Origin of the sequence: Gordonia jacobaea (assembly GCF_965344965.1) — a bacterium.
Classification (GTDB): domain Bacteria; phylum Actinomycetota; class Actinomycetes; order Mycobacteriales; family Mycobacteriaceae; genus Gordonia; species Gordonia jacobaea.
In genome coordinates this window covers 145,469-169,718 of the sequence record NZ_CBDRLS010000006.1, presented here as the reverse complement: position 1 = coordinate 169,718, position 24,250 = coordinate 145,469, and the positions used below count along the sequence as shown (strand labels likewise).

Annotated in this window: 21 protein-coding genes; 16 read left to right on the top strand and 5 right to left on the bottom strand. The window is 65.4% G+C overall.

Annotated elements, in window-relative coordinates; genetic code table 11:
* Positions 1 to 21: 21 nt before the first annotated feature.
* The gene (locus tag ACRVY7_RS19925; protein WP_431818357.1) at positions 22 to 726 is read right to left on the bottom strand and encodes a TetR/AcrR family transcriptional regulator; all 705 of its coding nucleotides are present in this window, start codon (positions 724 to 726) and stop codon (positions 22 to 24) included.
* A 116-nt stretch (positions 727 to 842) separates the two neighbouring features.
* Here ACRVY7_RS19925 and ACRVY7_RS19920 point away from each other — a divergent pair, with 116 nt between their 5' ends.
* A complete protein-coding gene (locus ACRVY7_RS19920; protein ID WP_431818356.1) occupies positions 843 to 1,304 on the top strand; it encodes a nitroreductase/quinone reductase family protein in 462 nt (153 codons plus the stop codon).
* Between the two features lie 95 nt (positions 1,305 to 1,399).
* Complete coding sequence (locus tag ACRVY7_RS19915) at positions 1,400 to 2,818, top strand: DNA polymerase IV (RefSeq protein WP_431818430.1); 1,419 nt, start codon at positions 1,400 to 1,402, stop codon at positions 2,816 to 2,818.
* A gap of 18 nt (positions 2,819 to 2,836) precedes the next feature.
* Here ACRVY7_RS19915 and ACRVY7_RS19910 read toward each other — a convergent pair whose 3' ends face one another.
* Positions 2,837 to 3,787 carry an asparaginase gene (locus ACRVY7_RS19910; RefSeq protein WP_431818355.1) on the bottom strand — a complete coding sequence of 317 codons (951 nt, stop codon included), beginning with the start codon at positions 3,785 to 3,787 and terminating at the stop codon, positions 2,837 to 2,839.
* A 23-nt stretch (positions 3,788 to 3,810) separates the two neighbouring features.
* On the opposite strand from ACRVY7_RS19910, the gene ACRVY7_RS19905 reads away from it, so the two are divergent.
* Both ACRVY7_RS19905 and ACRVY7_RS19900 read left to right on the top strand, forming a co-directional pair.
* Positions 3,811 to 3,945, top strand: coding sequence for a hypothetical protein (locus ACRVY7_RS19905; RefSeq protein WP_268760660.1), 135 nt, complete (start codon positions 3,811 to 3,813; stop codon positions 3,943 to 3,945).
* A 116-nt stretch (positions 3,946 to 4,061) separates the two neighbouring features.
* Positions 4,062 to 4,598, top strand: a complete 537-nt coding sequence (locus ACRVY7_RS19900) for a WKL family lipoprotein (RefSeq protein WP_049698224.1) — start codon at positions 4,062 to 4,064, stop codon at positions 4,596 to 4,598.
* Between the two features lie 105 nt (positions 4,599 to 4,703).
* Here ACRVY7_RS19900 and ACRVY7_RS19895 read toward each other — a convergent pair whose 3' ends face one another.
* Positions 4,704 to 5,693, bottom strand: coding sequence for a hypothetical protein (locus ACRVY7_RS19895; protein WP_431818354.1), 990 nt, complete (start codon positions 5,691 to 5,693; stop codon positions 4,704 to 4,706).
* Positions 5,694 to 5,732: 39 nt separating this feature from the next.
* On the opposite strand from ACRVY7_RS19895, the gene lspA reads away from it, so the two are divergent.
* From lspA to ACRVY7_RS19870, 5 genes are all read left to right on the top strand, one after another.
* On the top strand, positions 5,733 to 6,341 hold the full coding sequence (gene lspA / locus ACRVY7_RS19890; protein ID WP_049698223.1) for a signal peptidase II: 609 nt from the start codon (positions 5,733 to 5,735) through the stop codon (positions 6,339 to 6,341).
* Complete coding sequence (locus ACRVY7_RS19885; protein WP_431818353.1) at positions 6,334 to 7,260, top strand: RluA family pseudouridine synthase; 927 nt, start codon at positions 6,334 to 6,336, stop codon at positions 7,258 to 7,260. The genes lspA and ACRVY7_RS19885 overlap by 8 nt, the downstream gene beginning before the upstream one ends.
* A gap of 259 nt (positions 7,261 to 7,519) precedes the next feature.
* Complete coding sequence (gene dnaE / locus ACRVY7_RS19880) at positions 7,520 to 11,065, top strand: DNA polymerase III subunit alpha (protein WP_431818352.1); 3,546 nt, start codon at positions 7,520 to 7,522, stop codon at positions 11,063 to 11,065.
* Between the two features lie 22 nt (positions 11,066 to 11,087).
* Complete coding sequence (locus ACRVY7_RS19875) at positions 11,088 to 12,767, top strand: NAD-binding protein (protein ID WP_431818351.1); 1,680 nt, start codon at positions 11,088 to 11,090, stop codon at positions 12,765 to 12,767.
* Between the two features lie 197 nt (positions 12,768 to 12,964).
* Positions 12,965 to 13,243, top strand: a complete 279-nt coding sequence (locus tag ACRVY7_RS19870; protein WP_049698220.1) for a hypothetical protein — start codon at positions 12,965 to 12,967, stop codon at positions 13,241 to 13,243.
* Here the strand turns inward: ACRVY7_RS19870 and ACRVY7_RS19865 are convergent.
* Positions 13,204 to 14,211, bottom strand: a complete 1,008-nt coding sequence (locus ACRVY7_RS19865; RefSeq protein WP_431818429.1) for an SMP-30/gluconolactonase/LRE family protein — start codon at positions 14,209 to 14,211, stop codon at positions 13,204 to 13,206. The genes ACRVY7_RS19870 and ACRVY7_RS19865 overlap by 40 nt on opposite strands.
* A 159-nt stretch (positions 14,212 to 14,370) precedes the next feature.
* Between ACRVY7_RS19865 and ilvA the strand changes: the two genes are divergently transcribed.
* A complete protein-coding gene (ilvA, locus tag ACRVY7_RS19860; protein ID WP_431818350.1) occupies positions 14,371 to 15,774 on the top strand; it encodes a threonine ammonia-lyase IlvA in 1,404 nt (467 codons plus the stop codon).
* Between the two features lie 18 nt (positions 15,775 to 15,792).
* Here the strand turns inward: ilvA and treZ are convergent, their stop codons facing one another.
* Positions 15,793 to 17,724, bottom strand: a complete 1,932-nt coding sequence (gene treZ, locus ACRVY7_RS19855; protein WP_431818349.1) for a malto-oligosyltrehalose trehalohydrolase — start codon at positions 17,722 to 17,724, stop codon at positions 15,793 to 15,795.
* Between the two features lie 216 nt (positions 17,725 to 17,940).
* Here treZ and ACRVY7_RS19850 point away from each other — a divergent pair, with 216 nt between their 5' ends.
* From ACRVY7_RS19850 to ACRVY7_RS19825, 6 genes are read left to right on the top strand one after another with little or no spacing between them, the layout of a single operon-like run.
* Positions 17,941 to 18,810 (top strand): MlaE family ABC transporter permease, encoded by an 870-nt coding sequence (locus ACRVY7_RS19850; protein WP_152930027.1) that lies wholly within the window; start codon positions 17,941 to 17,943, stop codon positions 18,808 to 18,810.
* A 1-nt stretch (position 18,811) separates the two neighbouring features.
* A complete protein-coding gene (locus ACRVY7_RS19845; RefSeq protein ID WP_049698217.1) occupies positions 18,812 to 19,678 on the top strand; it encodes an MlaE family ABC transporter permease in 867 nt (288 codons plus the stop codon).
* A gap of 10 nt (positions 19,679 to 19,688) precedes the next feature.
* Complete coding sequence (locus ACRVY7_RS19840; RefSeq protein WP_431818348.1) at positions 19,689 to 21,038, top strand: MlaD family protein; 1,350 nt, start codon at positions 19,689 to 19,691, stop codon at positions 21,036 to 21,038.
* On the top strand, positions 21,035 to 22,069 hold the full coding sequence (locus ACRVY7_RS19835) for an MCE family protein (RefSeq protein WP_431818347.1): 1,035 nt from the start codon (positions 21,035 to 21,037) through the stop codon (positions 22,067 to 22,069). The genes ACRVY7_RS19840 and ACRVY7_RS19835 overlap by 4 nt, the downstream gene beginning before the upstream one ends.
* Before the next feature lie 8 nt (positions 22,070 to 22,077).
* Positions 22,078 to 23,058 carry an MCE family protein gene (locus tag ACRVY7_RS19830; protein ID WP_313318875.1) on the top strand — a complete coding sequence of 327 codons (981 nt, stop codon included), beginning with the start codon at positions 22,078 to 22,080 and terminating at the stop codon, positions 23,056 to 23,058.
* The gene (locus ACRVY7_RS19825; RefSeq protein ID WP_431818428.1) at positions 23,052 to 24,185 is read left to right on the top strand and encodes an MCE family protein; all 1,134 of its coding nucleotides are present in this window, start codon (positions 23,052 to 23,054) and stop codon (positions 24,183 to 24,185) included. Before ACRVY7_RS19830 ends, ACRVY7_RS19825 begins: the two co-directional genes overlap by 7 nt.
* Positions 24,186 to 24,250 lie beyond the last annotated feature (65 nt).

The following is a 24,250-nucleotide window of genomic DNA, read 5'->3' as shown; positions in this document are numbered from 1 at the left end:
AGCAGTCCGTCGGTGCGGCAGTCAGTCGTCGAACAGCAGCGACAGGACGGCGTCGACCTGCGTGGTGAACAACGCGTCAGGATGTGTGAAGGTGTCGGCGCCGTACTGTCCGAAGACGTCGAGGCTGATCCCGCCGATGATGGTCGCCCAGAGGGTTGTCGCCGCGGCGACGACCTCTGCGGGCATGTCGACGCCGAACTCGTCGAGGATCTGTCGCATGTCGGCGGCGATCTCCGGCGAGATCGGCGGCAGTTGCGCACGCAGGTCACCGTCCCGGTGCGCGGCCGCCAGCTCGACGACGAGTCGACCGACCACGCGCGTTCCGGGAAGCGTCGTACGCTCGGCCGGTGCCGAGTACCCGGGCACCGGACTGCCGTACAGCAGCGCCCATCGCGCGGGGTCGTCGACTGCCCACGCGCGCATCGCAACGGCCATGCGCCGCAGACGTTCCCGCGAGTCGCCGACGCCGTCCGGGCTATCAGCGTCAGCGGCGGCGTCGACGGTGTCGGCGAGGTCGCTGTAGCCCTCCACCAGAAGTAGGGTCAATAGCTCGTCGCGGCTGGGAACGTACCGGTAGACCGCGGAGGAAACGACGCCGAGGTCGCGAGCGATCGCCCGTAGTGACAGCCCGGCAGCGCCCTGCGTGCGCAGGTGCTCGCGGCCAAGCCGCATGATCCCGGCCTCCATCGCCGCGCGATTGTCGGCCCGTGTCCTTCCCGTTCCCATGCCGACAGTCTGCCAGGTCAGAGAGCGGTGCTCTTGCATTTCCTCGACGCAGGGCGCACACTCGACTATCGAGAGCGGTGCTCTCAGTTCATCTGCGACGTCGAGGAGTAACCGCCATGCACTCAACGCAACACCACGTCACGCCCGGCCGCTCGGACCGCGTCTTCAATTCCGTCGTGCGCTGGCTCGCCGACCGTGGGGTCAACCTCGCCGGTGCGCAGACACTGACCATCGTCGGACGAAAATCTGGTACACCACAAAGCATTCCGGTGAATCCCATTGCGTTCGACGGTCGCGAGTACCTCGTGGCGGTACGGGGCAACACCCAGTGGGTCCGCAACGCCAGAGCCGCGGGGACCGCGCACCTGCGTCGTGGGCGCAACGATCGAACGGTGAAGCTCGCCGAGGTCGACGTCGCCGACCGTGGTCCGATCATCCGCGCATATCTGGAGCGTTGGGGGTGGGAGGTCGGCCGATTCCTGCCCGACGGCATGACGACCGACCCATCCGACGAACAACTGCACACACACGCGGCGTCGATCCCGGTCTTTGCCGTCGGCAGGGCGACTACCGGGTAAGTCCCCAATGAGGCTCTGATCGACCTGCTTAGTCTTGATGTGTGTCAGCAGTGTCCGGTTCGCCCGCAGACGGGGAACGCAGCACCCGGTGGGTGATGCATCTGGACATGGACGCATTCTTCGCCTCGGTGGAGCAGCTGACGAGGCCGACGCTCGCCGGTCGCCCCGTGCTCGTCGGTGGGACAGGGGGCCGCGGTGTCGTCGCGGGCGCCAGCTACGCCGCACGCCGATTCGGAGCGCACTCGGCCATGCCGATGCATCAGGCCCGACGCCTCGTCGGAGCGTCGGCGGTGGTGCTTCCACCACGCGGCTCGGTGTATCGCGTGGTGAGCAGCAGGATCTTCGGCATCGTGCGTGACGCCGTGCCGGTCATCGAGATGTTGTCGTTCGACGAGGCATTCGGTGAGCCCGTCGACCTCGTCGGTGCCACCGCGGCCGATGCCGAGGCCTTCGCGCAGGAGATCCGTGCCCGCATCTTCGAGGGCGTGGGGTTGGCCGCCTCCGTCGGTGTCGGCAGCGGCAAGCAGATCGCGAAGATCGCCTCGGGAATGGCCAAACCCGATGGGGTCATGGTCATTCCGCCGAGCAGACAACTCGACTTCCTCCACGCACTGCCGGTCCGCAAACTCTGGGGGATCGGGCCCGTCTCCGGAGAACGGTTGGCGCGCCTCGGTATTGACACGATCGGCGACCTCGCCGCGATGTCTGACATCGAGGTCGCCTCGGTACTCGGTTCCAGTGTCGGACCGGCACTGCACATGCTCGCGCGCGGACACGACGACCGGCCCGTCACCGAACGCGCAGCGGCCAAACAGATCAGCGCCGAATCGACCTTCGCACGCGACATCGTCGACCTTGCCGGCCTGCGACCCGCAATCGACAAGTCGGCGGCGGACGCGCATCGTCGACTCCTCTCCGACGGACGCGGTGCGCGCACCGTCGTACTGAAACTCAAGCGATCGGACATGTCGATCCTGACCCGGTCGTCGACGCTGCCCGCCGCGACGACCGATCTCGACACCCTTACATCGATGGCCCGTCGGCTTGCCCTCGATCCGCACGAGGTTGGCCCCATTCGCCTTGTCGGAGTTGGCTTCTCGGGTCTGTCCGCCGTCGAGCAGTACGCACTGTTCGGCGACGGTGATATCGCACCGACAGCCGACCTCGCGCCGATCACCGACGCAGATCTCGAAGCGCCAGATCGTGAAGGCGCCATCGCCATCGACACGGTTCCACCCTCGGACGGCTTCGAAACCACCCACTCCGCCGTCTCCGACAGCGGCGCTGGATCTGCTGTCTCCGACAGCGGGAGCTGGGCGACGACCGGCGTCGACGTGGTGCACCCCGAGTTCGGGCACGGCTGGGTGCAGGGGAGCGGGCACGGCGTGGTGACCGTGCGATTCGAAACGCGGGCAACAGGACCCGGCATCGCGCGCACATTCTCAGCCGACGATGACGCGTTGCGACGCGGTGACCCACTCGACAGTCTCGCGTGGCCCGATGTACCGCGCTGAGCCCTCAGGCCACGACAGTCAGGCGGCAGGTTCCGAACGGCGGAAGAAGTCGGCGACGTCGTCGGCGTCATGCCCGGTGGACAGCAGCGCGATCAGGGCCATGCGTGCCTGTGGCGCGCGCAACCAGCGGGACACCACCGCGCCTGCGCGTTCGAGGTCGACGGCTCCGCCGCCACCGCCATAGGTCGCGACGACCGGGCCGTAGGGAACGCGTGTCGTGACGACGACGGCGACCCCCGCGCGTCGCGCGGCGACGACCTCGGCGGTGATGTCGGGATGGGTGTTGCCCGAACCCGTCGCCGCGAGCACGATTCCCGAGGCACGCTGCGCGACGGCTGCGGCGATGATTCCCGCGGCGACGCCGGGATACAACGCGTAGGTATCCACGCGGGCCAGGCGTTCGGGGAGCGCGTCGACGACGAGGGGGCGCGGAAGCGCGGCGTGCACGGTGTCGAAGGCCTCGGTCGCTGTGGTCGAGACCTTGAACGCTCCCCGAACCGGCAGCACGCGTCCGCCCAAGGCAAGCACGACGCCTCGTCCACGACTATCCGGATCGGCTGCCACCTCGATGGCCGCCGCGATGTTCGCGGGCCCGTCGGCCTCGGGGGTGTCGGCGGGGTACTGGGCACCGGTGAACACGATGGGGCGGGGATCGTCGGAGACGAGGTCGGCCAGAAATGCCGTCTCTTCCATCGTGTCGGTGCCGTGGGTGACGACGACCCCGGTCACGTCGGGATCGGCAAGCGTGGCCGTGACCGCGCGCACGACCTGCGCCTGCTGAGTCACCGTCATCGCCGAGCTGTCCACGGACATGAGGTCGTTGGTCTCGATGACGGGAGTGACCGCCGAGGGCGTCGTTGCTTGGGCAAGCAGTTCGGACGCGCTCAAGACCGGCACCGCCCCGTCAGCGCTCTGGCGAGCTGCGACCGTTCCGCCCGTGGTGATCAGCGCGATTCGGGGTTGCGTCATGCCAGACAGCGTCCCTGGAACCGATGTCGGCCGTCAACCGTTTCACCCGTCGGCACTGCTCGTACGACGCCGCAATGCTCATCGAGATCGCGACAACTGGCGATCTCGGCGGGTACGCGTCGTGGGGCGGAGTCGATGTGTTTGGCATAGTGGTGTGAGTTTGTGGCCACGGGGGTGGATATGGCGACCGTTGTGACGGTCGCCGTGAACCGCGTACGACTCGCGAATCACCGCCGAACACGATCATCGCCGACGTTGAATGTGAGGAAGATCCTTGAAGTTCCCTAAGTTCGTAGGTGCCGCCATCATGGCTGCCGCAGTCGCCACGTCCCTCGCGGCGTGCAGCAGCAGCGACGATTCCGACGACGTCCCCACGGTCGCCACGACGACCAGTGCCGCAGCCACCTCTGAGGCAGGCGCGTCGGGTGCCGACGCCGGGGTCACCAACCCGAACGTCCGCCCGAGCGTCGCGACACTGAACGCGATGCTGGACAAGGCTCTCGATCCGAACGTGCCGAACTCGGAGAAGACCGAACTCGTGCAGGGTTCCGAGAAGGATCCGCAGCTCTTCGACAAGCTCGTCAAGGCACGCGAGGACAACAAGGACGTCACCTACCAGATCTTTCCGCCGGTGATCCCGGCCGGACCGAACAAGGCCACGGTGAAGGTTCAGGTGAAGCTCCCCGACAACCCGCCGACCAAGCTCGACGCCCAGATCGTGTACGCGGACGGACGTTGGAAGCTCGCGAGCGACTCGGTGTGCCCGATCCTGTCCGGCAACAACATCAAGAGCGCCATGTGCACCCAGTGATTCAAGTGCACGCCTGGATTCAAGTGCACGCCTGAGCGCGCTTGCACCACAACGAGAGCCCCTGTCCCGCCCGGGACAGGGGCTCTCGTGTGTGTGAGGAGCTCTTTACTTCCAGGTGTAGGAGAAGCCGATCTTCTGGAGCAGCGGGTTGGCAGGGTCGGCTCCGACCAGTTCACGCGCGCCTGTGTATGTGCCGGAGCCGCTGAGCGGCAGACCGCGGGTCACGTCGGAGACCAGGGTCCCCGAGCCGGTGTAGGAGTAGCGGGAGATGGTCAGCGTGGTGTCGGAGCCGGGAATCGCGTACACCGAGTTGACCGGTGATTCCTCGGTGGTGAAGTCGATGGTCACGCGGTTGCCGTCCCACGCCTTGAGCGTCGCGGTGATCGTCTGGGTGAGTGTGGTCGCAGCCGTGATGGTCCGCTCGGTTCGCCACGTCGCACCCACACCGATCGGCTCTGTGGGCAAGGGAATCGAGTTCTGGAACGCCTGAACCAGCGACTGCTCGATCGCGCTCCTCGCTTCCGAACCCGAATCCTTCGTGGGGATCAGTCGTAACGAGACAGGCGCCGCGCCGGGTCCGAGCGCTACGCCGGCCTTGGCGTCCCTGGCTGCCTTCAGTTGGTCGTTCAACGTCGGGTCGGGAGAGGTCGACGCGCCGAGTGTCATCTCGAGATCTGTGTTGTCGGTGCAATGGAACGTCGCAGTGATCGGGATGTCGACGGTCTGCTCGGTCGTGCCGTCGGCCGCTGTGACAGACGACGTCGTCGACAACGTCGAATGCTGGGGCGTCGAACGGTCGGGCGCGCCGCCGACCACTCGTTGTGGTTGATTGCCCGTGGATGTGACGGTCACCGCTGCGGGAGGGATGGGGATCAGATTGGCGTCGCGTTGACCGGAGGTCGAGGTGGTAGTGCAGCCCGATTGGGCTCCCGACGACTGCCCCGACTCGGCATCAGAACCCGAGTCGGTGCCGCACGCCGACACCAGGAGCCCGCACACCAGTGCTGCTGCGGTCGACCCGAGCGTGACCCGGCGGCGAACCGAGCGGCGTCGAGGGGGTGGTTCTTCGGCAGTTCGACGGGTCGGATCGGACACGCCAGTCAGCGTATTGCACGTGTCAGGGATGATGGTGGGGTGGATGACCGACCCGACCAGACGCACAACCTCTCCGACGCCGAGGACACCAGCGAGAACGACCGTGGCGGAATGCTGCGCAGCTCGACCTCGGTACTGGCCTGGCTCGCGGGCATCGCCCTGACGGTGATCGCGCTCGACGTGCTCACCAAGTCGCTGGTCGTCGCGCTGCTCGACCCGCAGCGACCGGTGCACATCATCGGTGATGCGGTCACGCTTCGGCTCGTGCGAAACAGCGGCGCGGCATTCTCCATGGCATCCGGCTACACCTGGATATTGACGCTGATCGCGCTCGCTGTCGTGGTGGTCATCATCCGGTTCAGCCGCAGACTCCGCTCGGGGTGGTGGGTCCTCGGCCTCGGTCTGGTCCTCGGCGGAGCCATCGGCAACCTGATCGATCGCATCTTCCGCGACCCCGCACCGTTGCGCGGGCACGTCGTCGACTTCATCTCGGTCGGCTGGTGGCCCGTGTTCAACGTCGCCGACTCATCGGTTGTCTGCGGTGCCGTGCTGCTCGTCGTGCTGTCGCTGCTCGGATACGACTACGACGGCTCGCGCTCCGGCTTCGCCGCTCGGCGCGCCGAGAAGGTCGAGGCCGAGAATGCGTGAATCGCGTGCCATGCCGGTTCCCGACGGGATCGCGGGCATGCGCCTCGATGCCGGGGTCTCCCGCATCCTCGGCTTGTCGCGGACCGTCGTGGCCAATCTCGCCGACGCGGGCGACGTGACCGTCGACGGCGTCGCAGTCGGCAAGTCGCACAAGCTCGCGGCCGGAAGTTGGCTCGACGTGTTGCTTCCCGAGCCGGACGAGCCGCTGCGAGTAGAGCCGACACCTGTCGAGGACCTGTCGGTGATCTACCACGACTCCGACATCATCGTCGTCGACAAGCCCGTCGGCGTGGCTGCCCATCCGTCACTGGGGTGGAGCGGGCCAACCGTCGTCGGCGCGTTGGACGCCGCGGGTTTCCGGATCTCGACCTCCGGCGCAGCCGAACGGCAGGGCATCGTGTCGCGCCTCGACGTCGGAACGTCGGGGTTGATGGTGGTCGCGGCGTCGGAGCACGGATACACGTTGCTCAAGCGCGCGTTCCGCGACCGTGAGGTCGACAAGGGGTACCACGCGCTGGTGCAGGGTCACCTCGATCCGCCGACCGGGACCATCGACGCGGCGATCGGACGTCATCGGGGAGCCGACTGGAAGTTCGCGGTCACCGCGAACGGCAAGCCGAGCATCACCCACTACGACACGCTCGAGATGTTCGCCGCGGCGTCGCTCCTCGACATCCACCTCGAAACGGGACGGACGCACCAGATTCGCGTGCACTTTTCCGCGCTGCACCACCCGTGCTGTGGTGACCTGACCTACGGAGCCGACCCGGTGTTGGCTGCGCGACTCGGGCTCGAGCGCCAGTGGCTGCATGCTCGTTCGCTCGGGTTCGCCCATCCTGCCGACGGGCGCTGGGTGGAGTTCGTCAGCCCCTATCCGGCCGACCTTCAGCACGCTCTGGACGTCTTGCGCGACACCTGAGTTCGTCGCCCGCGCCGACACGCCGCGAGCGACACTCCGGGATCCTCGCCTCATCTGTCACAGCCTGGCGCGGCACGTTCGTGAGTGTCAGAGGCGAGTCCTACAGTGGTTGGGATCGACCAGTGGCTGGGTTCGACCTGAGATTGGGTGCGACCTGAGTTTGGGCTCGACCTGAGGTTGGTATCGATCACGCACATAGCAAGACACGCACATTCAGCGACGTTCCGTTCGGAACGTTCCTTCGAGGTGAGAGGCATCCGTGGCCGGTTCGTTTGTCCACCTGCACAACCACACCGAGTATTCGATGCTCGACGGTGCAGCAAAGGTGTCGCCCCTGTTCGCGGAGGCCAAACGCCTGGGCATGACCGCGATCGGGATGACCGACCACGGCAACATGTTCGGTGCGAGTGAGTTCTACAACACCGCGATCAAGAACGAGATCAAGCCGATCATCGGCATCGAGGCGTACATCGCACCGGAGTCGCGGTTCAACACCAAACGCATCCAGTGGGGTACGCGCGATCAGAAGGGCGACGACGTCTCGGGTTCGGGTGCCTACACCCACATGACGATGGTCGCCGAGAACGCGACCGGTCTGCGTAACCTGTTCAAGCTGTCGTCGCTGGCGTCCATCGAGGGCCAGCTCGGCAAGTGGGCCCGAATGGATGCCGACCTCATCGCCGAACACGCCGAGGGAATCATCGCCACTACAGGCTGCCCGTCCGGCGAGGTCCAGACCCGTCTCCGCCTCGGTCATGACCGCGAAGCCCTCGAAGCCGCCGCCAAATGGCAGGAGATCTTCGGTAAGGAGAACTTCTACCTCGAGCTGATGGAACACGGACTCGAGATCGAACGCCGGGTCCGCGACGGCCTGCTCGACATCGGCCGCAAACTCGGCATCAAGCCGATCGTCACCAACGACTGCCACTACGTCACCAAAGACCACGCCGCGAGCCACGAGGCGCTGCTGTGTGTGCAGACCGGTAAGACCCTGACCGACCCGACACGATTCAAGTTCGACGGGGACGGCTACTACCTGAAGTCCGCCGACGAGATGCGAGCCCAGTGGGACTCGGTCATCCCGGGGGCCTGCGACAACACCCTCGAGATCGGCGAGCGGGTGCAGTCCTACGCCGACGTCTTCACCCACCGCGACCGTATGCCCATCTTCCCGGTCCCCGATGGCGAATCGCAGCAGACGTGGCTGCGCAAAGAGGTCGCCAACGGTCTCGCCGAGCGTCGTTTCCCCGGCGTCGAGGTGCCGGAGGACTACCTGCGTCGCGCCAACTACGAACTCGACGTCATCATCCAGATGGGTTTCCCCGCCTACTTCCTCGTGGTCGGCGACCTCATTCGGCACGCCCACGAGGTGGGTATCCGCGTCGGCCCCGGCCGTGGTTCCGCGGCGGGCTCGCTGGTCGCGTGGGCGCTCGGGATCACCAACATCGACCCGATCCCGCACGGACTGCTGTTCGAGCGATTCCTCAACCCCGAGCGTGTGTCGATGCCCGATATCGATATCGATTTCGACGACCGTCGGCGCGGCGAGATGGTCCGCTACGCCACCGACCGGTGGGGCAGCGACAAGGTCGCCCAGGTCATCACATTCGGAACGATCAAGACCAAGGCTGCGATCAAGGACTCCGCGCGAGTTCAGTTCGGCCAGCCCGGCTTTGCCATCGCCGACCGCATCACCAAGGCGTTGCCGCCGCCGATCATGGCCAAGGACATCCCGGTGTGGGGTATCACGAACCCCGAACACGAGCGGTTCGGTGAGGCCACAGAGGTTCGCACCCTCATCGAGACCGATCCCGACGTCAAGAAGATCTACGACACCGCGATCGGCCTCGAAGGTCTGATCCGTAACGCGGGCGTTCACGCGTGTGCGGTCATCATGTCGTCCGAACCGCTGACCGACGCGATTCCGGTGTGGAAACGCGCACAGGACGGCGCGATCATCACCGGCTGGGACTATCCGTCGTGTGAGGCCATCGGTCTGTTGAAGATGGACTTCCTCGGCCTGCGCAACCTGACAGTCATCGGCGACGCGCTCGAGAACATCAAGCTCAACCGCGGCATCGATCTCGACCTCGACACCCTGCCGCTCGAAGACACCAAGACCTACGAGTTGCTCGCCAAGGGCGACACCCTCGGTGTGTTCCAGCTCGACGGCGCGGCGATGCGCGAACTGCTGAAGATGATGCAGCCGACCGGCTTCGAGGACATCGTCGCCGTGCTCGCGCTGTATCGCCCGGGACCGATGGGCGTGAACGCGCATACCGACTACGCCAAGCGTAAAAACGGGCTGCAGCAGATCAAGCCGATCCATCCCGAGCTCGAAGAGCCGCTCAAGGAAATCCTGGCCGAGACCTACGGTCTGATCGTCTACCAAGAGCAGATCATGCAGATCGCTCAGAAGGTGGCGGGCTACTCGCTCGGCCAGGCAGACCTGCTGCGCCGCGCGATGGGTAAGAAGAAGAAGGAGATCCTCGACGAGGCCTACGACGGCTTCGCAGAGGGGATGCGCAACAACGGGTTCTCCCAGGCCGCCATCACCGCCCTGTGGGACACGGTGTTGCCCTTCGCCGGCTACGCGTTCAACAAGTCGCACGCGGCGGGCTACGGTCTGGTCTCCTTCTGGACCGCCTACCTCAAGGCGAACTACCCGGCCGAATACATGGCAGGACTGCTCACCTCCGTCGGCGACGACAAGGACAAAGCAGCCATCTATCTCGCCGATTGCCGCAAGCTGGGCATCACGGTGCTCCCGCCGGACGTCAACGAGTCGCAGCACAACTTCGCCGCAGTCGGAACCGACATCCGCTTCGGCCTCGCCGCGATCCGCAACGTCGGGTCAGGCGTCGTGTCGTCGATCCTCGCCGCGCGCGATGAGAAGGGGAAGTTCACCAGTTTCTCCGACTACCTCAACAAGATCGATGTCACGGCGTGCAACAAGAAGGTCACCGAGTCGTTGGTGAAGGCGGGCGCATTCGATTCGCTCGACCATCCCCGTAAGGGCCTGTTCCTGATCCACGTCGAGGCTGTCGAGTCGGTCATCGGCACCAAAAAAGCCGAAGCGATCGGACAGTTCGACCTCTTCGGCGATGCAGGCGGCGGAGCCGATGACACCATGGCCGAGGTGTTCGCGGTCAAGGTGCCCGACCAGGAGTGGGATTCCAAACACAAGCTCGCACTCGAACGAGAGATGTTGGGGCTCTACGTGTCCGGGCATCCGCTCAGCGGCGTCGAGCACGCGATCGCGGCCCAGACCGACACCTCGATCACGCAGTTGCTCGAGGGCAACATCTCCGACGGCGCGCAGATCACCATCGGCGGCATCATCTCGTCGGTGACCCGCAGGGTGAACAAGAAGGGCGAGCCGTGGGCGGCCGTCACGCTCGAGGACATGGTCGGTGGCGTCGAGGTCTACTTCTTCCCGCGCGCGTTCCAGACGTACGGGATGGACATCGTCGCCGACAACATCGTGTTGGTGAAGGCGCGCGTCAACATGCGCGACGACTCGATGATGATCAGCGCCAACGACCTCGCCGTTCCCGATCTCAATGCCGCGGGGGCCACCAAACCGGTCGCGCTGACACTTGCGGCTCGTGCCTGCACACCTGATCGCGTGCAGGCACTCAAGCAGGTGCTCACCCGACATCCCGGCCCGGCCGACGTGCACGTCACGCTGGTCAGCGACGAGCGGTCGACGGTGCTGAAGCTGACCGAGTCGTTGCGCGTCACGCCCAGTTCGGCGTTGATGGGCGACCTGAAGGCGCTACTCGGGCCGACCTGCCTGGGCTGACCAACGCGGGTACGCTCCATCAATGCCCGGCCACATCATCGTGCACGGCGATGACGCCCTCACCGAGCGCATCACCGAAGAACTACGGCTCGCGGGAGCGACCATCGTGTCGCTGCACGACCCGGCAGAACTGCCGGACGTCGGCGTCGAGACCGCCGCGGCCGTCGTCTGTGCGGGTTCCGACGACGCGCTCAACCTCGAGATCGCCCTTCTGACACGTCAACTCAGCGCCGAAGTGCGCGTCGTGACCAACCTGTCGAGCGGTGTCCTACGCGACGCTGTCGCGCTCGGCAACGGTCCGGGGGCGGTGCTCGATGTTGCAGAACTCGCGGGTCCGTCGGTGGTCGAGGCGTGCTTGGGCCGCACCACACACCCGATTCCCGTGGCGGGCAACGACTTCCTCGTCGCGGGCGACTACGCGCCCCGCGACGCCACGTTGCGCGAGCTCTACGGCGATCTCGCTCCCGTCGCTGTGCTGCGCGGTGAGCACAGCGCCGAGCCGGGGGAGGTGGTTCCCTGTCCCGGACGCGATCTGGCCGTGACAGCGGGAGACTGGGTCGCGATGATCGGCACCGCCGACGAGTTGGCGGACCAGAGCATCGCAGTCAACGGCGATACCGAGCGTGTGCACCGTCGACGCTACCGGCCCTTCTCGATGCGTCTGCTCGGCGGACTCCGTGCGTTCCGAGACGACGTGAATCCCAACCTGTTCCGTGCACTCGGTGTCTCGTTTGCCCTGTTGCTGGGCGCCACGGTGCTGCTGCGCTTCACCTACCACCGACCGGGAATGAGCTTCGTCGACGCCCTCTACTTCTCCACCGAAACCATCGCGACCGTCGGCTACGGCGACTTCAGCTTCGTCGGACAGCCGACGTGGCTGCGTCTCTTCGCGATCGTGTTGATGTTCGCGGGTATCACCACGACGGCGATCCTCATGGCGTTCATCGCCGACCTGCTCCTGTCGCGTCGTATCGAGACATCAGCCGGACGACGGCGCGCGAGCCAGATGTCGGGCCATGTGATCGTGGTGGGTCTCGGCTCATTCGGTATCCGGGTCGCGACCGACCTCGTAGCGCTCGGTCACCCGGTCGCGGTCGTCGAGCGTAACGACGACAACCGTTACCTCGGTGCGGCAGCGGAACTCGATATCCCGGTCGTGTTCGGTGATGCGACCCTCCGCGACACTCTGCACGACGCCGGCCTCGCGCGGGCGCGGGCCGTGGCAGTGCTGACCCACGACGACATGGTGAACATCGAGAGCGGCATCGTGCTGCGCGAACTACTCGGCGCACGGTGGTCTCGCGGCGTCGACGGCCGACCGGGGGTCCCCGTCGTCATGCGCGTCTACGACCACTCGCTCGGTACGGCCGTCGCGCATCGTTTCGGATTCCAGAACGTCCGATCGACGGTCGATCTCGCGGCGCCGTGGTTCATCGGGGCGGCCCTGGGCCTGCAGGTGATCTCGACGTTCTCCGTCGGACAGCGCTCGTTCATGGTCGGTGGTTTGTTCATCCGCGCCGGCAGCCCGCTCGACGGCATGACCATGGCCGACCTGCCGACGCGCACACGCATCATCGCCATCGTGCGGGGCACCGAGACCATCGTGCATCCCCGCCGCGACGATCGCCTCGCCGCAGAAGACACCGCGTACCTTGTCGGTCCCTATCACGAACTCTTCGACACCCTGCGTGACGGACGCTGACAGACGCTGACAGACGCTGAGGGATGAGGACGAGGACGAGGGCGAGAACGAGAACACCGGCTGACCAGCAGTTCCAGGTATGTCGGGCTGCAAGGTTTCGGCTCACCGAACATTTTCTCGTGGGTATGTCTATACTCGACGCATAGCCAACCCGAACGGGTAGACGAACAGCCAGCCGAATCGTTGCGAGGTATCCGATGACAGTCCTGATCGAGTCCAACGGAGCTCACCGCGGACACGCAACCGGCCACGGCCACACCGTCGACATCGCCGGCGTGAGCTGGCCCGTCCACAAGCTGTACGCCGCGGTGGCGGCCACCGTGGTCGCGTTGATCGCCCTCGTCGTGACCCGTTCGCCCGAGATCGCCGCATGGTCGTCGGCGGCAGCAGGCGTCGCCGTGTGGATCGTCGCCGCGAGCCTCACGCGCCAGTCAGCTCAACGGCCGGGGAACGCCGCCACCGATCCGGCCGAGTAGCCACTCGGGATCTCGAAGATCCGGCCGTCGAAGCCCGCCCGGTACAGATGTCCGGCCGAGAAACCGCTCGCGGAACGCCCGTACGACACCACGCTCGACAGCGGTAGGCCGCTCGCGAGAACGCAGTAGCGTCCGGGCGAGGTGATCCGCACGATCTGACCACTCGCGTTGAACGGAACCACCGGACGGTCGGCGGCGTCGAGTGTCAATCCGTCTGGTGCGGCGAGCGTGTCCGCCCCGCCCAGCGTCAACAGGCTCTGCACGACACGGGGATTGCCGGTGGAGATTCGGCTGACTCCCGGGTTGCTGAACGTGCGCGACACGTACAGGAAGCTGTCGTCACGATTGAGGACGGCGCCGTTCGCGCTCGGAATCGAAGCCCAGTTGGCCTGCACCGCCCCGGCGGGCGTGATGCGTCCGACCAAATTGCCGAAGTCGTTGGTGGCGTACACATTTCCACGTGCCGACACGTCCATCCCGTCGGCTGCGGAGAGGCCGCCGACCCACGGGCGCAGGGCCAGGCTGTTGACGTCGAGCCGTGCAATCGCGCCGGGACGGATCGCATCGCCGAGGAACACGCGTGGGTCCGACCCGTAGCCGACGAGGAGCGTGCCGTCAGGGGTCCACGCGAGTGCTCCTGCGCCACCGGAGGGGACCTTGGCTATCGGCACGGCACCCGCGCCGGGCCGATCGAGTCGGAACACCCGACCGCTCACGAGGTCGGTGGTGTAGAGCCGTCCGCGCGAATCGACGGTCAATCCCTCCAACGCTGCTCCGGGGACGGTGCCGACCAGCCGTGCCGGTGCGGCGCCACCCGGACACGGCGCCGCGGCATTCGCGGTACCGGTGCCGGTGACGGCGGTGACGATCACCGTCGCGCAGGCTGCCGCGCAGGCGGTGGCAAGAGCGGTGGTCCGCCGAAGAGTTGCCGTCCGAAGGGATGGTGTCAGAACGCGGTGTCGGAGCATGCCGACCTCCTGCTTGTCGTCCGCCGCGATGCGGTGAGGTGTCGCCACTGTGCTGGACGACGGCGTGTCGACGACGCGCGGCGAAATGGGTGGACGCCACCGATGCTACGTCGGTCGGGTCGCGCGACGAGGGATTTCGTGAGGTGAGACGATAAGAGGGTGAGTACGCAACACCTCGGAATCGACAATTCGCAGCCCACAGCGTCGGATCAGCAGCTCTCCGCCGACGCGATCGAAGCGGCTGTCGAGCGAATTTCGCCCGCGGTCACTCGTACCCCGCTCGAGGCCGTACCGCGTATTTCGGAGGCGTACGGCGCTCGTATCCACGTGAAGCGCGAAGACCTGCAAACCGTTCGGTCCTACAAGATCCGCGGCGCGTACAACACCATGTCGCTGCTGTCCGAGGACGAGCTCGCGCCGGGCGTCGTCGCGGCGAGTGCGGGCAACCACGCGCAGGGCGTCGCCTATGCCTGCCGCACGATGAAGGTGCCGGGGCGCATCTACGTACCCACCACGACGCCCAAGCAGAAACGCGACCGTATCCGTTGGCACGGAGGCGAATTCGTCGAACTCATCGCGGTCGGCGACACCTACGACGCTGCCGCGGCGGCTGCGCAGGACGATGTGATCCGGACCGGTGCCGCGTGGATTCACGCATTCGACGACCCGCGGACCGCAGCCGGGCAGGGCACCAGTGCGGTGGAAATCGTCGAGCAACTCGGCAGGGTTCCCGACGTCGTCGTCCTTCCGGTCGGCGGAGGTGGTTGTCTGGCGGGCATCGCCACCTACCTGCGGTCGAAATCCGACGACGTCGCGATCATCGGCGTCGAACCGCACGGTGCGGCATCGCTGTCGGCCGCGCTGGTGGCGGGAGGGCCGGTCACGCTCGGCGCGATCGACCCGTTCGTCGACGGTGCTGCGGTCAAGCGGATCGGCGCACTCGGTCACCGCGTACTCGCCTCGATGGGTGCGACCGTCGCCGACCATCCCGAGGTGCGACGGCAGGTCGCGCGGCAGGGCGGAACGTCGCACGTGCCGGTGCTGTCCGTCGACGATCCGCTGGTCGTGACACCGGGTACCACTCACATCACCCACGTCGACGAGGGCGCGATCTGTTCGGAGATGCTCGACCTGTACCAGAACGAGGGGATCATCGCCGAGCCCGCGGGCGCGTTGGCCGTCACCGGGCTGTCGAGACTGTCACTGCCTGCCGACGCCGACGTCGTCTGCCTGATCTCCGGCGGCAACAACGACGTGTCGCGGTACAACGAGATCATCGAAAGGTCCCTCGTCCACAAGGGACTCAAGCACTACTTCCTCGTCGACTTCCCGCAGGAGCCGGGCGCACTGCGGAGGTTCCTCGACGAAGTCCTCGGTCCCGACGACGACATCACGGTGTTCGAGTACGTCAAACGCAACAACCGTGAGACGGGTGCGGCGCTCGTCGGCATCGAGCTCGGTTCACCGGAGGGGCTCGGCGACCTCATGGAGCGGATGTCGCACTCCCGACTCAACTGCGAGCGACTCGAGCCGGGCTCGTCGGCGTACAACTATCTGACCTGAACCGGGGTGACGTGGCCGTCACCGAACTCGGGTGCCGACAACCACGTTGTGGCCGGGGCTGTGCAGACCGTCGTCGGTGATGTCGACCTCGGCCCAGCTCAGCGCCGGTTCGAGCCGGATCGGCACGTCGGTCGGCTCTGCGCCGATCACCGCGACGACGCTCTGGTCGCCACGGTGCATCGCGAACCAGCCCGCCTGCTCGTCGTACTCGACGTCGAGTGAGGCAAATGACGTGTCGGCGAACGCGTTTCGGGTCTTGCGCAGCTCGATGAGTGCTCGATAGAACTCGAGTACCCGCGCGTGGACTCCGGTGCCGGGCTCGCTCCAGTCGAGCTTCGAGTCGGCAAACGTCTGCGGTGATTGCGGATCGGGGATCTCGGCACTATCCCAACCGTGCTCGGCGAATTCGGCCTTGCGTCCCTCGGCGGTTGCGCGGCCCAGCTCGGGCTCGGGATGCGAGGTGAAGAACTGGAACGGGGTACTCGCCGCCCACTCCTCACCCATGAACAGCATGGGAGTGAACGGGGAGAGAAGCACCAGAGCCGCTTTGATGGCGAGTTGGCCGGGATCGAGATAGGCCGACGGTCGGTCGCCGATGGCGCGGTTGCCGATCTGGTCGTGGTTGCAGGTGTAGGCGAGCAGGGTCGCTGCCGCGATCTCGTCGGTCGGAATGGGCCTGCCGTGGTGTCGACGTCGAAACGACGAATAGGTGCCGTCGTGAAAGAAGCCGCCCCGCAACACCTTTGCCAGCGCGTCGTAGCTGCCGAAGTCGGCGTAGTAGCCTTGCCGCTCCCCGGATATGAGTGTGTGGATCGCGTGGTGGATGTCGTCGTCCCACTGCGCGGTCAGTCCGAAGCCGCCACGATCACGCGGTGTGACCAGACGGGGGTCGTTGAGGTCGCTCTCGGCGATGAGTGACAGCGGTCTGCCGAGTTCTGCTGCGAGAGAATCTGTTTCGGTGGCAAGCTCCTCGAGGATGTGTACCGCCCGGTGATCGTTGAGGGCATGGACGGCGTCGAGTCGCAGTGCGTCGATGTGGAAGTCGCGTAGCCAGCGCAGTGCGTTGGAGACGATGTAGTCGCGCACGGTGTCGGAGTCCGGCCCGGCCAGGTTGAGTCCGGCGCCCCACGAGGTGGCGCCGTCGCTGAGGTACGGCCCGAACTCCGGCAGATAGTTTCCCGACGGCCCGAGATGGTTGTAGACGACGTCGAGGACGACTCCGATCCCGCGCGCATGGCATGCGTCGACGAACCGCACGAGCGCGTCGGGACCACCGTAGGATTCCTGGACGGCGAACCAGTCGACGCCGTCGTATCCCCATCCGACGTCGCCGTTGAACGCATTGACCGGCATGAGTTCGACGAAGTCGACGCCGAGGTCGACGAGGTAATCGAGTTTGTCGATGGCGGAGTCGAGTGTGCCTGCGGGAGTGAACGTCCCGACGTGGAGCTCGTAGATGATCGCGCCGAGAACCGACCGTCCGTGCCACTCGTCGTCGGTCCAGATCGATTCGTCGACGACGTGCAACGCCGACATGCCGTGCACGCCGTCGGGCTGGCGGACAGACCTGGGGTCCGGACGCACCGGGGCGTCGGCGCTCGAGTCGTCCGATGTCGCGGCGTCGCGGAAGATTCTGAAGCCGTAGCGGCGCTGCGGCTCCGAACCTGATTGCAACGCCGCACCGGAACCCGCGCCGCCGACAGTGTCGACCCGCCACCAGCCCGGTGCGTCGGTCACGGGCGTCATCGGACTGCCGTCGGCGTCCGGTGTGTCGGTCACGAGAATGACCGAACTCGCGGCCGGGGCCCACACCTCGACATCGTCGATGAGACGGGGTGGGTCGAATCGTCTCTGTGGTGAACTCCTGTGAACGTTTTCCTCCGACCTCGAGGCGCCTGTCGCTATGGTGTCTGCGTCGCGAGGGCTGCGGGGTCCGGGGGTGGTCTCCATGGCCCAACCGTAGATCCGCTGGCGCGTGAGCGCCGACTCGCCGCCATGTGACCCATCGCACATGCCGTCGGTCGGGCGATGTATATTACCGCGCAGTTAGTTCGGTAAAGGTAAACAGCTTGTTGGCGTGGTGCCAACAGTGGCATGATCTCCGGCATACGCGACACCGGAGGTGCGCACAGCACGGGCAGGGGTGGTTGTCATCGAGAGTCGGGCATGAGTGAAACCGCGGAGCAGGAGAGTACGGCGCCAGACCGTGGCGTGACCATCAGGTCTCGTCATAATGGCGCTGCCGTGTGGTTTCGCGAGCATGTCGTGGCCTCGTTCGACACGTTCGGGCGGCAACTCGGTCTTTTCGTCGAGGTGTTCCGGACCCTCTTCGTCGACATCGCCAAGAGGCGGTTTCCGTTCGCGGAGTTCATCCGTCAGTGCGCGTTCATGGCCAGCACGTCCGTCTTGCCGACCCTGCTCGTCGCCATCCCGATCGGCGTCATCGTGTCGATCCAGGTGAGCAACATCGCCGGACAGATCGGAGCAACGTCGTTCTCCGGCGCGGCAACGGGTCTGGGCGTGATTCGTCAGGGTGCACCCCTGGTGACGTCGCTATTGCTCGCGGGTGCCGTCGGCTCTGCCATCGCCGCCGATCTCGGCTCGCGGACGATCCGCGACGAGATCGATGCGATGAAGGTGATGGGCGTCAACCCGATCGAGCGCCTCATCTCGCCGCGACTCCTCGCGACGATGGTCGTGAGTTTCCTGCTATGCGGCTTCGTGTGCTTCGTCGGCTTCATCACCGGCTACGTGTTCAACGTGTACTTCCAGGGCGGCACACCCGGTAGCTATACCGGAACCTTCGCATCGTTCGCCTCTGTCTCCGACCTCTCGTTCGCGCTCATCAAGTCGGTCATCTTCGGGGCGATCGTGGCAATCGTCGCGTGCGACCGCGGGTTGTCGACCAAGGGTGGGCCTGCGGGAGTGGCGAATTCGGTCAACGCCGCCGTCGTCAATTCGGTCCTCCTCTTGTTCACGGTGAACGTCATTCTCACGCAGATGTTCGCTCTCCTCGTCCCGACAAAGGTGGTGTGAGGTGACTGCATCACGGTATGTGGCACCGGTTCTGCGTCCGCTCAACGCGGGCAAGGTGGTCGTCACCGCACCCCGCGACGCGCTCGCCCGGATGGGGCATCTCGTCACGTTCCTCGTGCGGTCGATCGGTGCGGTGCCGCTGACCTTCGTCCACTACCGCAAAGAAGTCTGGCGTCTGCTCTCCGACGTCGCATGGGGCAATGGGGCGATCGTCGTCGGCGGTGGAACCGTCGGGGTGATGCTCATCCTCGGTGTCATGGGTGGCGCGACGGTCGGTATCGAGGGCTACACCGCGCTGAATCTGCTCGGCATGGCACCGGTGACCGGCGGACTCTCGGCCTTCGCGACGACCCGCGAGATAGGACCACTACTCGCCGCTACGGCGTTCACCGCGCAGTCGGGATGTCGGTTCACCGCACAGCTTGGGTCGATGCGAATCAGTGAGGAGATCGACGCCCTCGAGTCGATCGCGATTCGGCCGATGCCGTATCTCGTGACCACGCGCATGCTCGCGGCCGTGATCGCGATCGTGCCGCTCTACTCGGTGTCGTTGGCCGCGAACTACATTGCGTGCCAGGTCATGTTCCAGCTCCAGAGCGGCAAGGGGGCAGGTGACTACCTCTCCTACTTCGACTCGTTCATCCGCTCTCAGGACGTGTTCTTCTCGTTCGTCAAGGTGATCATCTTCGTGCTGCTGACCACCTTCATCCAGTGCTACTACGGGTATTTCGCTTCAGGCGGACCGGAGGGAGTCGGCGTTGCGGCGGGCCACGCGATCCGTCTCGCGATCATCGTCATCGTCTTCGCGAACCTCATCATGACGCTCGTCTTCTGGGGCATGTCGTCGGGCGTTCGGATATCGGGATGAGGGGAGACCGATGAACATCGCCACCGACGGACGCAACCCGTCGCTACGCCAGTACATCCTGCGCGGATTGATCTTCGTGGTCGTGCTCGCCATCATGTTCGTCGTCCTGTTCATGCGGTATCAGGGTGCGTTCGACTCGGTCGTCGGGGTGCACGCCGAAATGGAGGACATCGGCGACGGACTCGTCGACAGCGCGGACGTTCGATACAACGGCCTGATCGTCGGCGAGGTCAAGACCATGCAGCTCTCCACCGAGACGGGGGCGGGCGGCAAACAGATCAAGGTCGTCGACATCGACCTCGATCCCGCACAGGCCGAAGGGATTCCGGCCAATGTGACGGCGCGGACCGTGCCGTCGAATCTGTTCGGCGTGAACTCGGTGGAGTTGGTCGCCCCGGGACAACCAGCACAAGAACGTCTTTCCGACGGCGCGACCATTCCCGCCGACCGGTCACTTGCGACGATCAAACTGCAAGACGCGCAGAACGATCTGCAGACGCTGCTGACGGCTGTGCCTCCTGAGCAATTGGCGGCCGTGCTCGGCACCATCGCGGACGCGCTTCGCGGCGGTGGCGCGGTGTTCGGGATGTTCTCCGGCGAACTCAAGACATATTTCGAATCCATCAACGCGCAGTTCCCCACGGGGGCGCCGTCCGGGTTCGACAACTTCAACGATTCGGTACTCGGACTGGCGAAGTCGGCGCCCGAATTGCTGAATACTCTGGGCCGCAGCATCATCCCCGCGATGACCATCGCATCACATCAACGTGACCTCACCGCGCTCCTCACCGCGGCGTCGGGCACGCTCGACCAGGCGCAGACCCTGTTCGCGCGCAACGGCGACGTGGCCAAGCGGTTGGTTCCCGATTTGGACACGATGATCGGCGCGGTGACACTCGAGCCGAACTCGCTTCCGCAGGCGCTCACCGCGCTGAATCAACTGGCCGCCAAGGCGGTCACGGTGTTCACCGGGCTCAACGGCCTCGTGCAGGTCAACATCGGTATCAGTTTCGGTGCGCTGCAGCACTATTCACGTGCCAACTGCCCGGTCTACAACGGTGGGCCGTATGGTCAGGCGCGTGGTCCGGGATGCGTCGGGCCGGGAACAGGTACCGGCCCCACCAGTTCCGGACCGCTGCTCGTCGCGCCTGCATCGAACCAGCAGGGATTGAACCAGCAGGGATCGAATGCCGACCGGTCGTCGGCGGGTGCGGTCACGACCAGCGCTGACAACCGGACGCTGACGACGGCACTCGACCGCGCGCCGCGTGCCGCTGACACGTTGATGCTGGGCCCGCTCGTGCAGTCGGTGTCACTCGAACGAGACGGCGACGGCAACGACACTGGGGGAGGACGATGAGCGCGGTTGAGGGATCGATCCGAAAGCCGTTGATAGGCTTCACCATTTTCGCGCTGGTCGCGCTATTGCTGACCTACATCATCTATTCGACGCTCGAGCGTTCCGTGCCGGGCCCGACACGGGATTTCTCGGCCTATTTCAACGACACGTCGGGGCTCCTCTCCGGCGACGACGTGCGTATGGCCGGGGTTCGCGTCGGACGCGTCCAGTCGATCGACCTCGACCACGGACGCGCCAAGGTGACGTTCGAGGTGCAACAGGACCAGCCGGTGTTCACCACCACGCAGGCGGCAATTCGATACCAGAACCTCGTCGGACAGCGCTACCTCGCGCTCTCGCGCACCGACGCCGCGTCCGAGGCGCCGTTGTCTCCCGGATCGACGCTGCAGCAGCCATCGCAGGATTCGTTCGACGTCACCAAGTTGTTGGCCGGATTCCAGCCGGTGTTCGACACGCTGCAGCCCGAGCAGGTCAACGCGCTGTCGAACGGGCTGGTGCAGGCGTTCCAGGGCGACACCGTGTCGTTGAACACCACCGTTGCGCAGATCAGCAAACTTGCCTCTGACATGGCCAACCGCGACGTCGTGATCGGAGCGATCATCGACAACCTCAGCGGCGTGATGCGCGACCTCTCGGTTCAGAAGAGTCAGCTCACCGGGGTCGTGACCAGCGTCGCGTCGCTCATCGAGAAACTCAACGCGAACTCGGCGGCGCTGGGCAAGTCCGTCGACCAGGTCGGGCGTACCGCAGCAGGATTCGCCGATGTTCTCGGTCGGTCACGCACCGATTTGGCCGCGGCCGCGAACAACACCAGGTACGCGACGAATGGGCTGATCTCGGCGGGAGCGGCGCTCGACCAGACCGTGATCGATCTGCCCAAGTTCCTCGCTCTTCTCTCGAAGGCCATGCAGGAGGGGGCGTACCTGAACGTGTACGCATGCGATCTCGACATCTCGATCGGCAATGTCCTACTCCCGCCGGGAATCCTCAACAAGATCGGCGGCACCAAACACTCACCGGTGTGCCAATGAGTGGGCGCATGCGAAGAAGCTTCCGCCGGCACCGTCGTACGTGGTACGGCGTCATCGGCGCCGCCGTGATCGTGGCGCTCATTCTGCTGGTCACGGGAATTGGGCAGGCGCACATCGGAAAGAAGTCGTACACAGCCGATTTCGCGCAGGCGGGAGGTATCCGGCCGGGCGACAAGGTGCGCGTCGCGGGAATCGACGTCGGAGAGGTGGCCGACACCTCGCTCGAGCGTGACCACGTCAAGGTCACCATGAAGGTCGATCGCGAGGTCAATGTCACGTCAAACGGCTCGGCCGAAATCAAGATGTCGACGCTGCTCGGCCAGCGCTACGTCGATGTGTCACTGGGCAATTCGTCGCAACCTGCGCCCGACGGTCGGATCGCCAAGACCGCTGTGCCCTACGACCTGCAGAAGACCCTCGAAGTGGGCACCCCGGTGATCGCCGGTGTCGACGACAAGGCGTTGGCGCAGAGCATCACGACGCTCAATGCGCAGCTCTCCGACGCCCCGGCACTTGCTCGCCCGACGATCGACTCGCTGGTCGAGATGTCGAAGATCATCACCAACCGCAAAGACCAGATCACCCAACTGCTCGCCGACACGAACACCGTCACCACGGTGGTGAACGACACCCAGACGCAATTGGCGGTCATCGTCGGTCAGGGCGGGCAACTCGCTCAGAAGATCGTCGCGCGTGAGGCCTTGGTGACCAAACTTCTCGACGGCGTTGCGGCGCTGACCGATCAGACGCGAGCTGTCGCCGCGGAGAACGGCGGCAGCTTCGCGCCGATCCTGGCCAACCTCAACACGATCAGCCAGGGCCTCCAGAAGAACCAGGAGAATCTGCGCAAGCTCTTGCAGATACTTCCGGTCACCACGCGCGTGCTGAACAACATCATGGCCGACGGCCCGCATTCCAGGGGATATCTCCCATGGGGTCTCTTCCCCGACAACTGGCTGTGTACCGCGCGTGTGGTGGATGGGTGCTGAGCATGGGAACGAGTCGACACGTGAACGCGCATCCACACTGGCGCAGGCCGACGATCATCGTCGCGCTGACCGTCCTGGTCGTCGCGCTTCTCTCCGGGTGCTCACTGGTCCCGGCCAGTTGGAAGGTGGCCGTCGGGTCGCAGATCCAGGTGACCGCCTACTTCGCCAACGTCGCAGGTCTGTACAAGGACAACGACGTCGCGGTCCTCGGAATGCCTGTCGGACAGGTGACTTCCGTTGAGCAAGAAGGCAATCGCGTCAAGGTGACCTTCAGCATCGACAAGAACATCCCCGTCCCGGTCGACGCGACGCCTGCGATCGTGAACACCTCGATCGTCACCACGCGCCACATCGAGTTGACGCCGACGTACTCCGGCGGGCCGAAACTGACAGACGGCGCGGTCCTGAAGAACGAGGGGCGTAGTCCGGTAGCTGTCGGTGATCTCTTCGACGCCGTCGATCGTCTGGTGTCGTCGTTGAGTACCGACACGGCAGGCGAGGGCCCGATCGCAGATCTGGTCGACATCACGTCGGGAACGACGTCGGGAAACGGCGAACGTATCCGCGAGGCCATCAACCAACTCGGTTCTGCGACAAACGTCTTCGCAGGCAACGGAGATCAGCTCACGCAGATCATCAAGAACACGCAGAAGCTCACCGGCGCGTTGACCGCGAACTACCCGAAGATGAAGCAGTTCTCGTCGTCGATCACTCAGGTGGCGTCAATGCTCGGGCAACAAGCTCCTGGGCTGACGGCGACACTCGACGATCTCAATCAGACGCTGCTCAACACGTCGCAGTTCCTCGGCAACAACTCGACGACCATCAGCGACTCGACGGGCAGACTGAGCGCGCTGGTGCGCAATCTGAGTGATTACTCGCGTCAGGTGGTCGAGACGATCGACGTCGCGCCGCTGCTGTTCCAAAACCTGGCCAACACCGTGTCGCCGGAGCAACGCGCGTGGCGCTTGCAGGTGCTCCTTGACAAGTCTCTGATCGACGGTGAGGCGCTCAACCAATTCTGCCAGTCGATCAACCTGCAGAAGAACGGCTGCCGAACCGGTCAGCTCAAGGATTTCGGGCCAGACCTCGGCGTGTTCTCGAGTCTGCTGGAGATGAGCAAATGAGGCAGTACACGATCACGCTGGGCAGACCGCTATCGCCCATCTCGCGCGCCGCGATCGCGGAACAT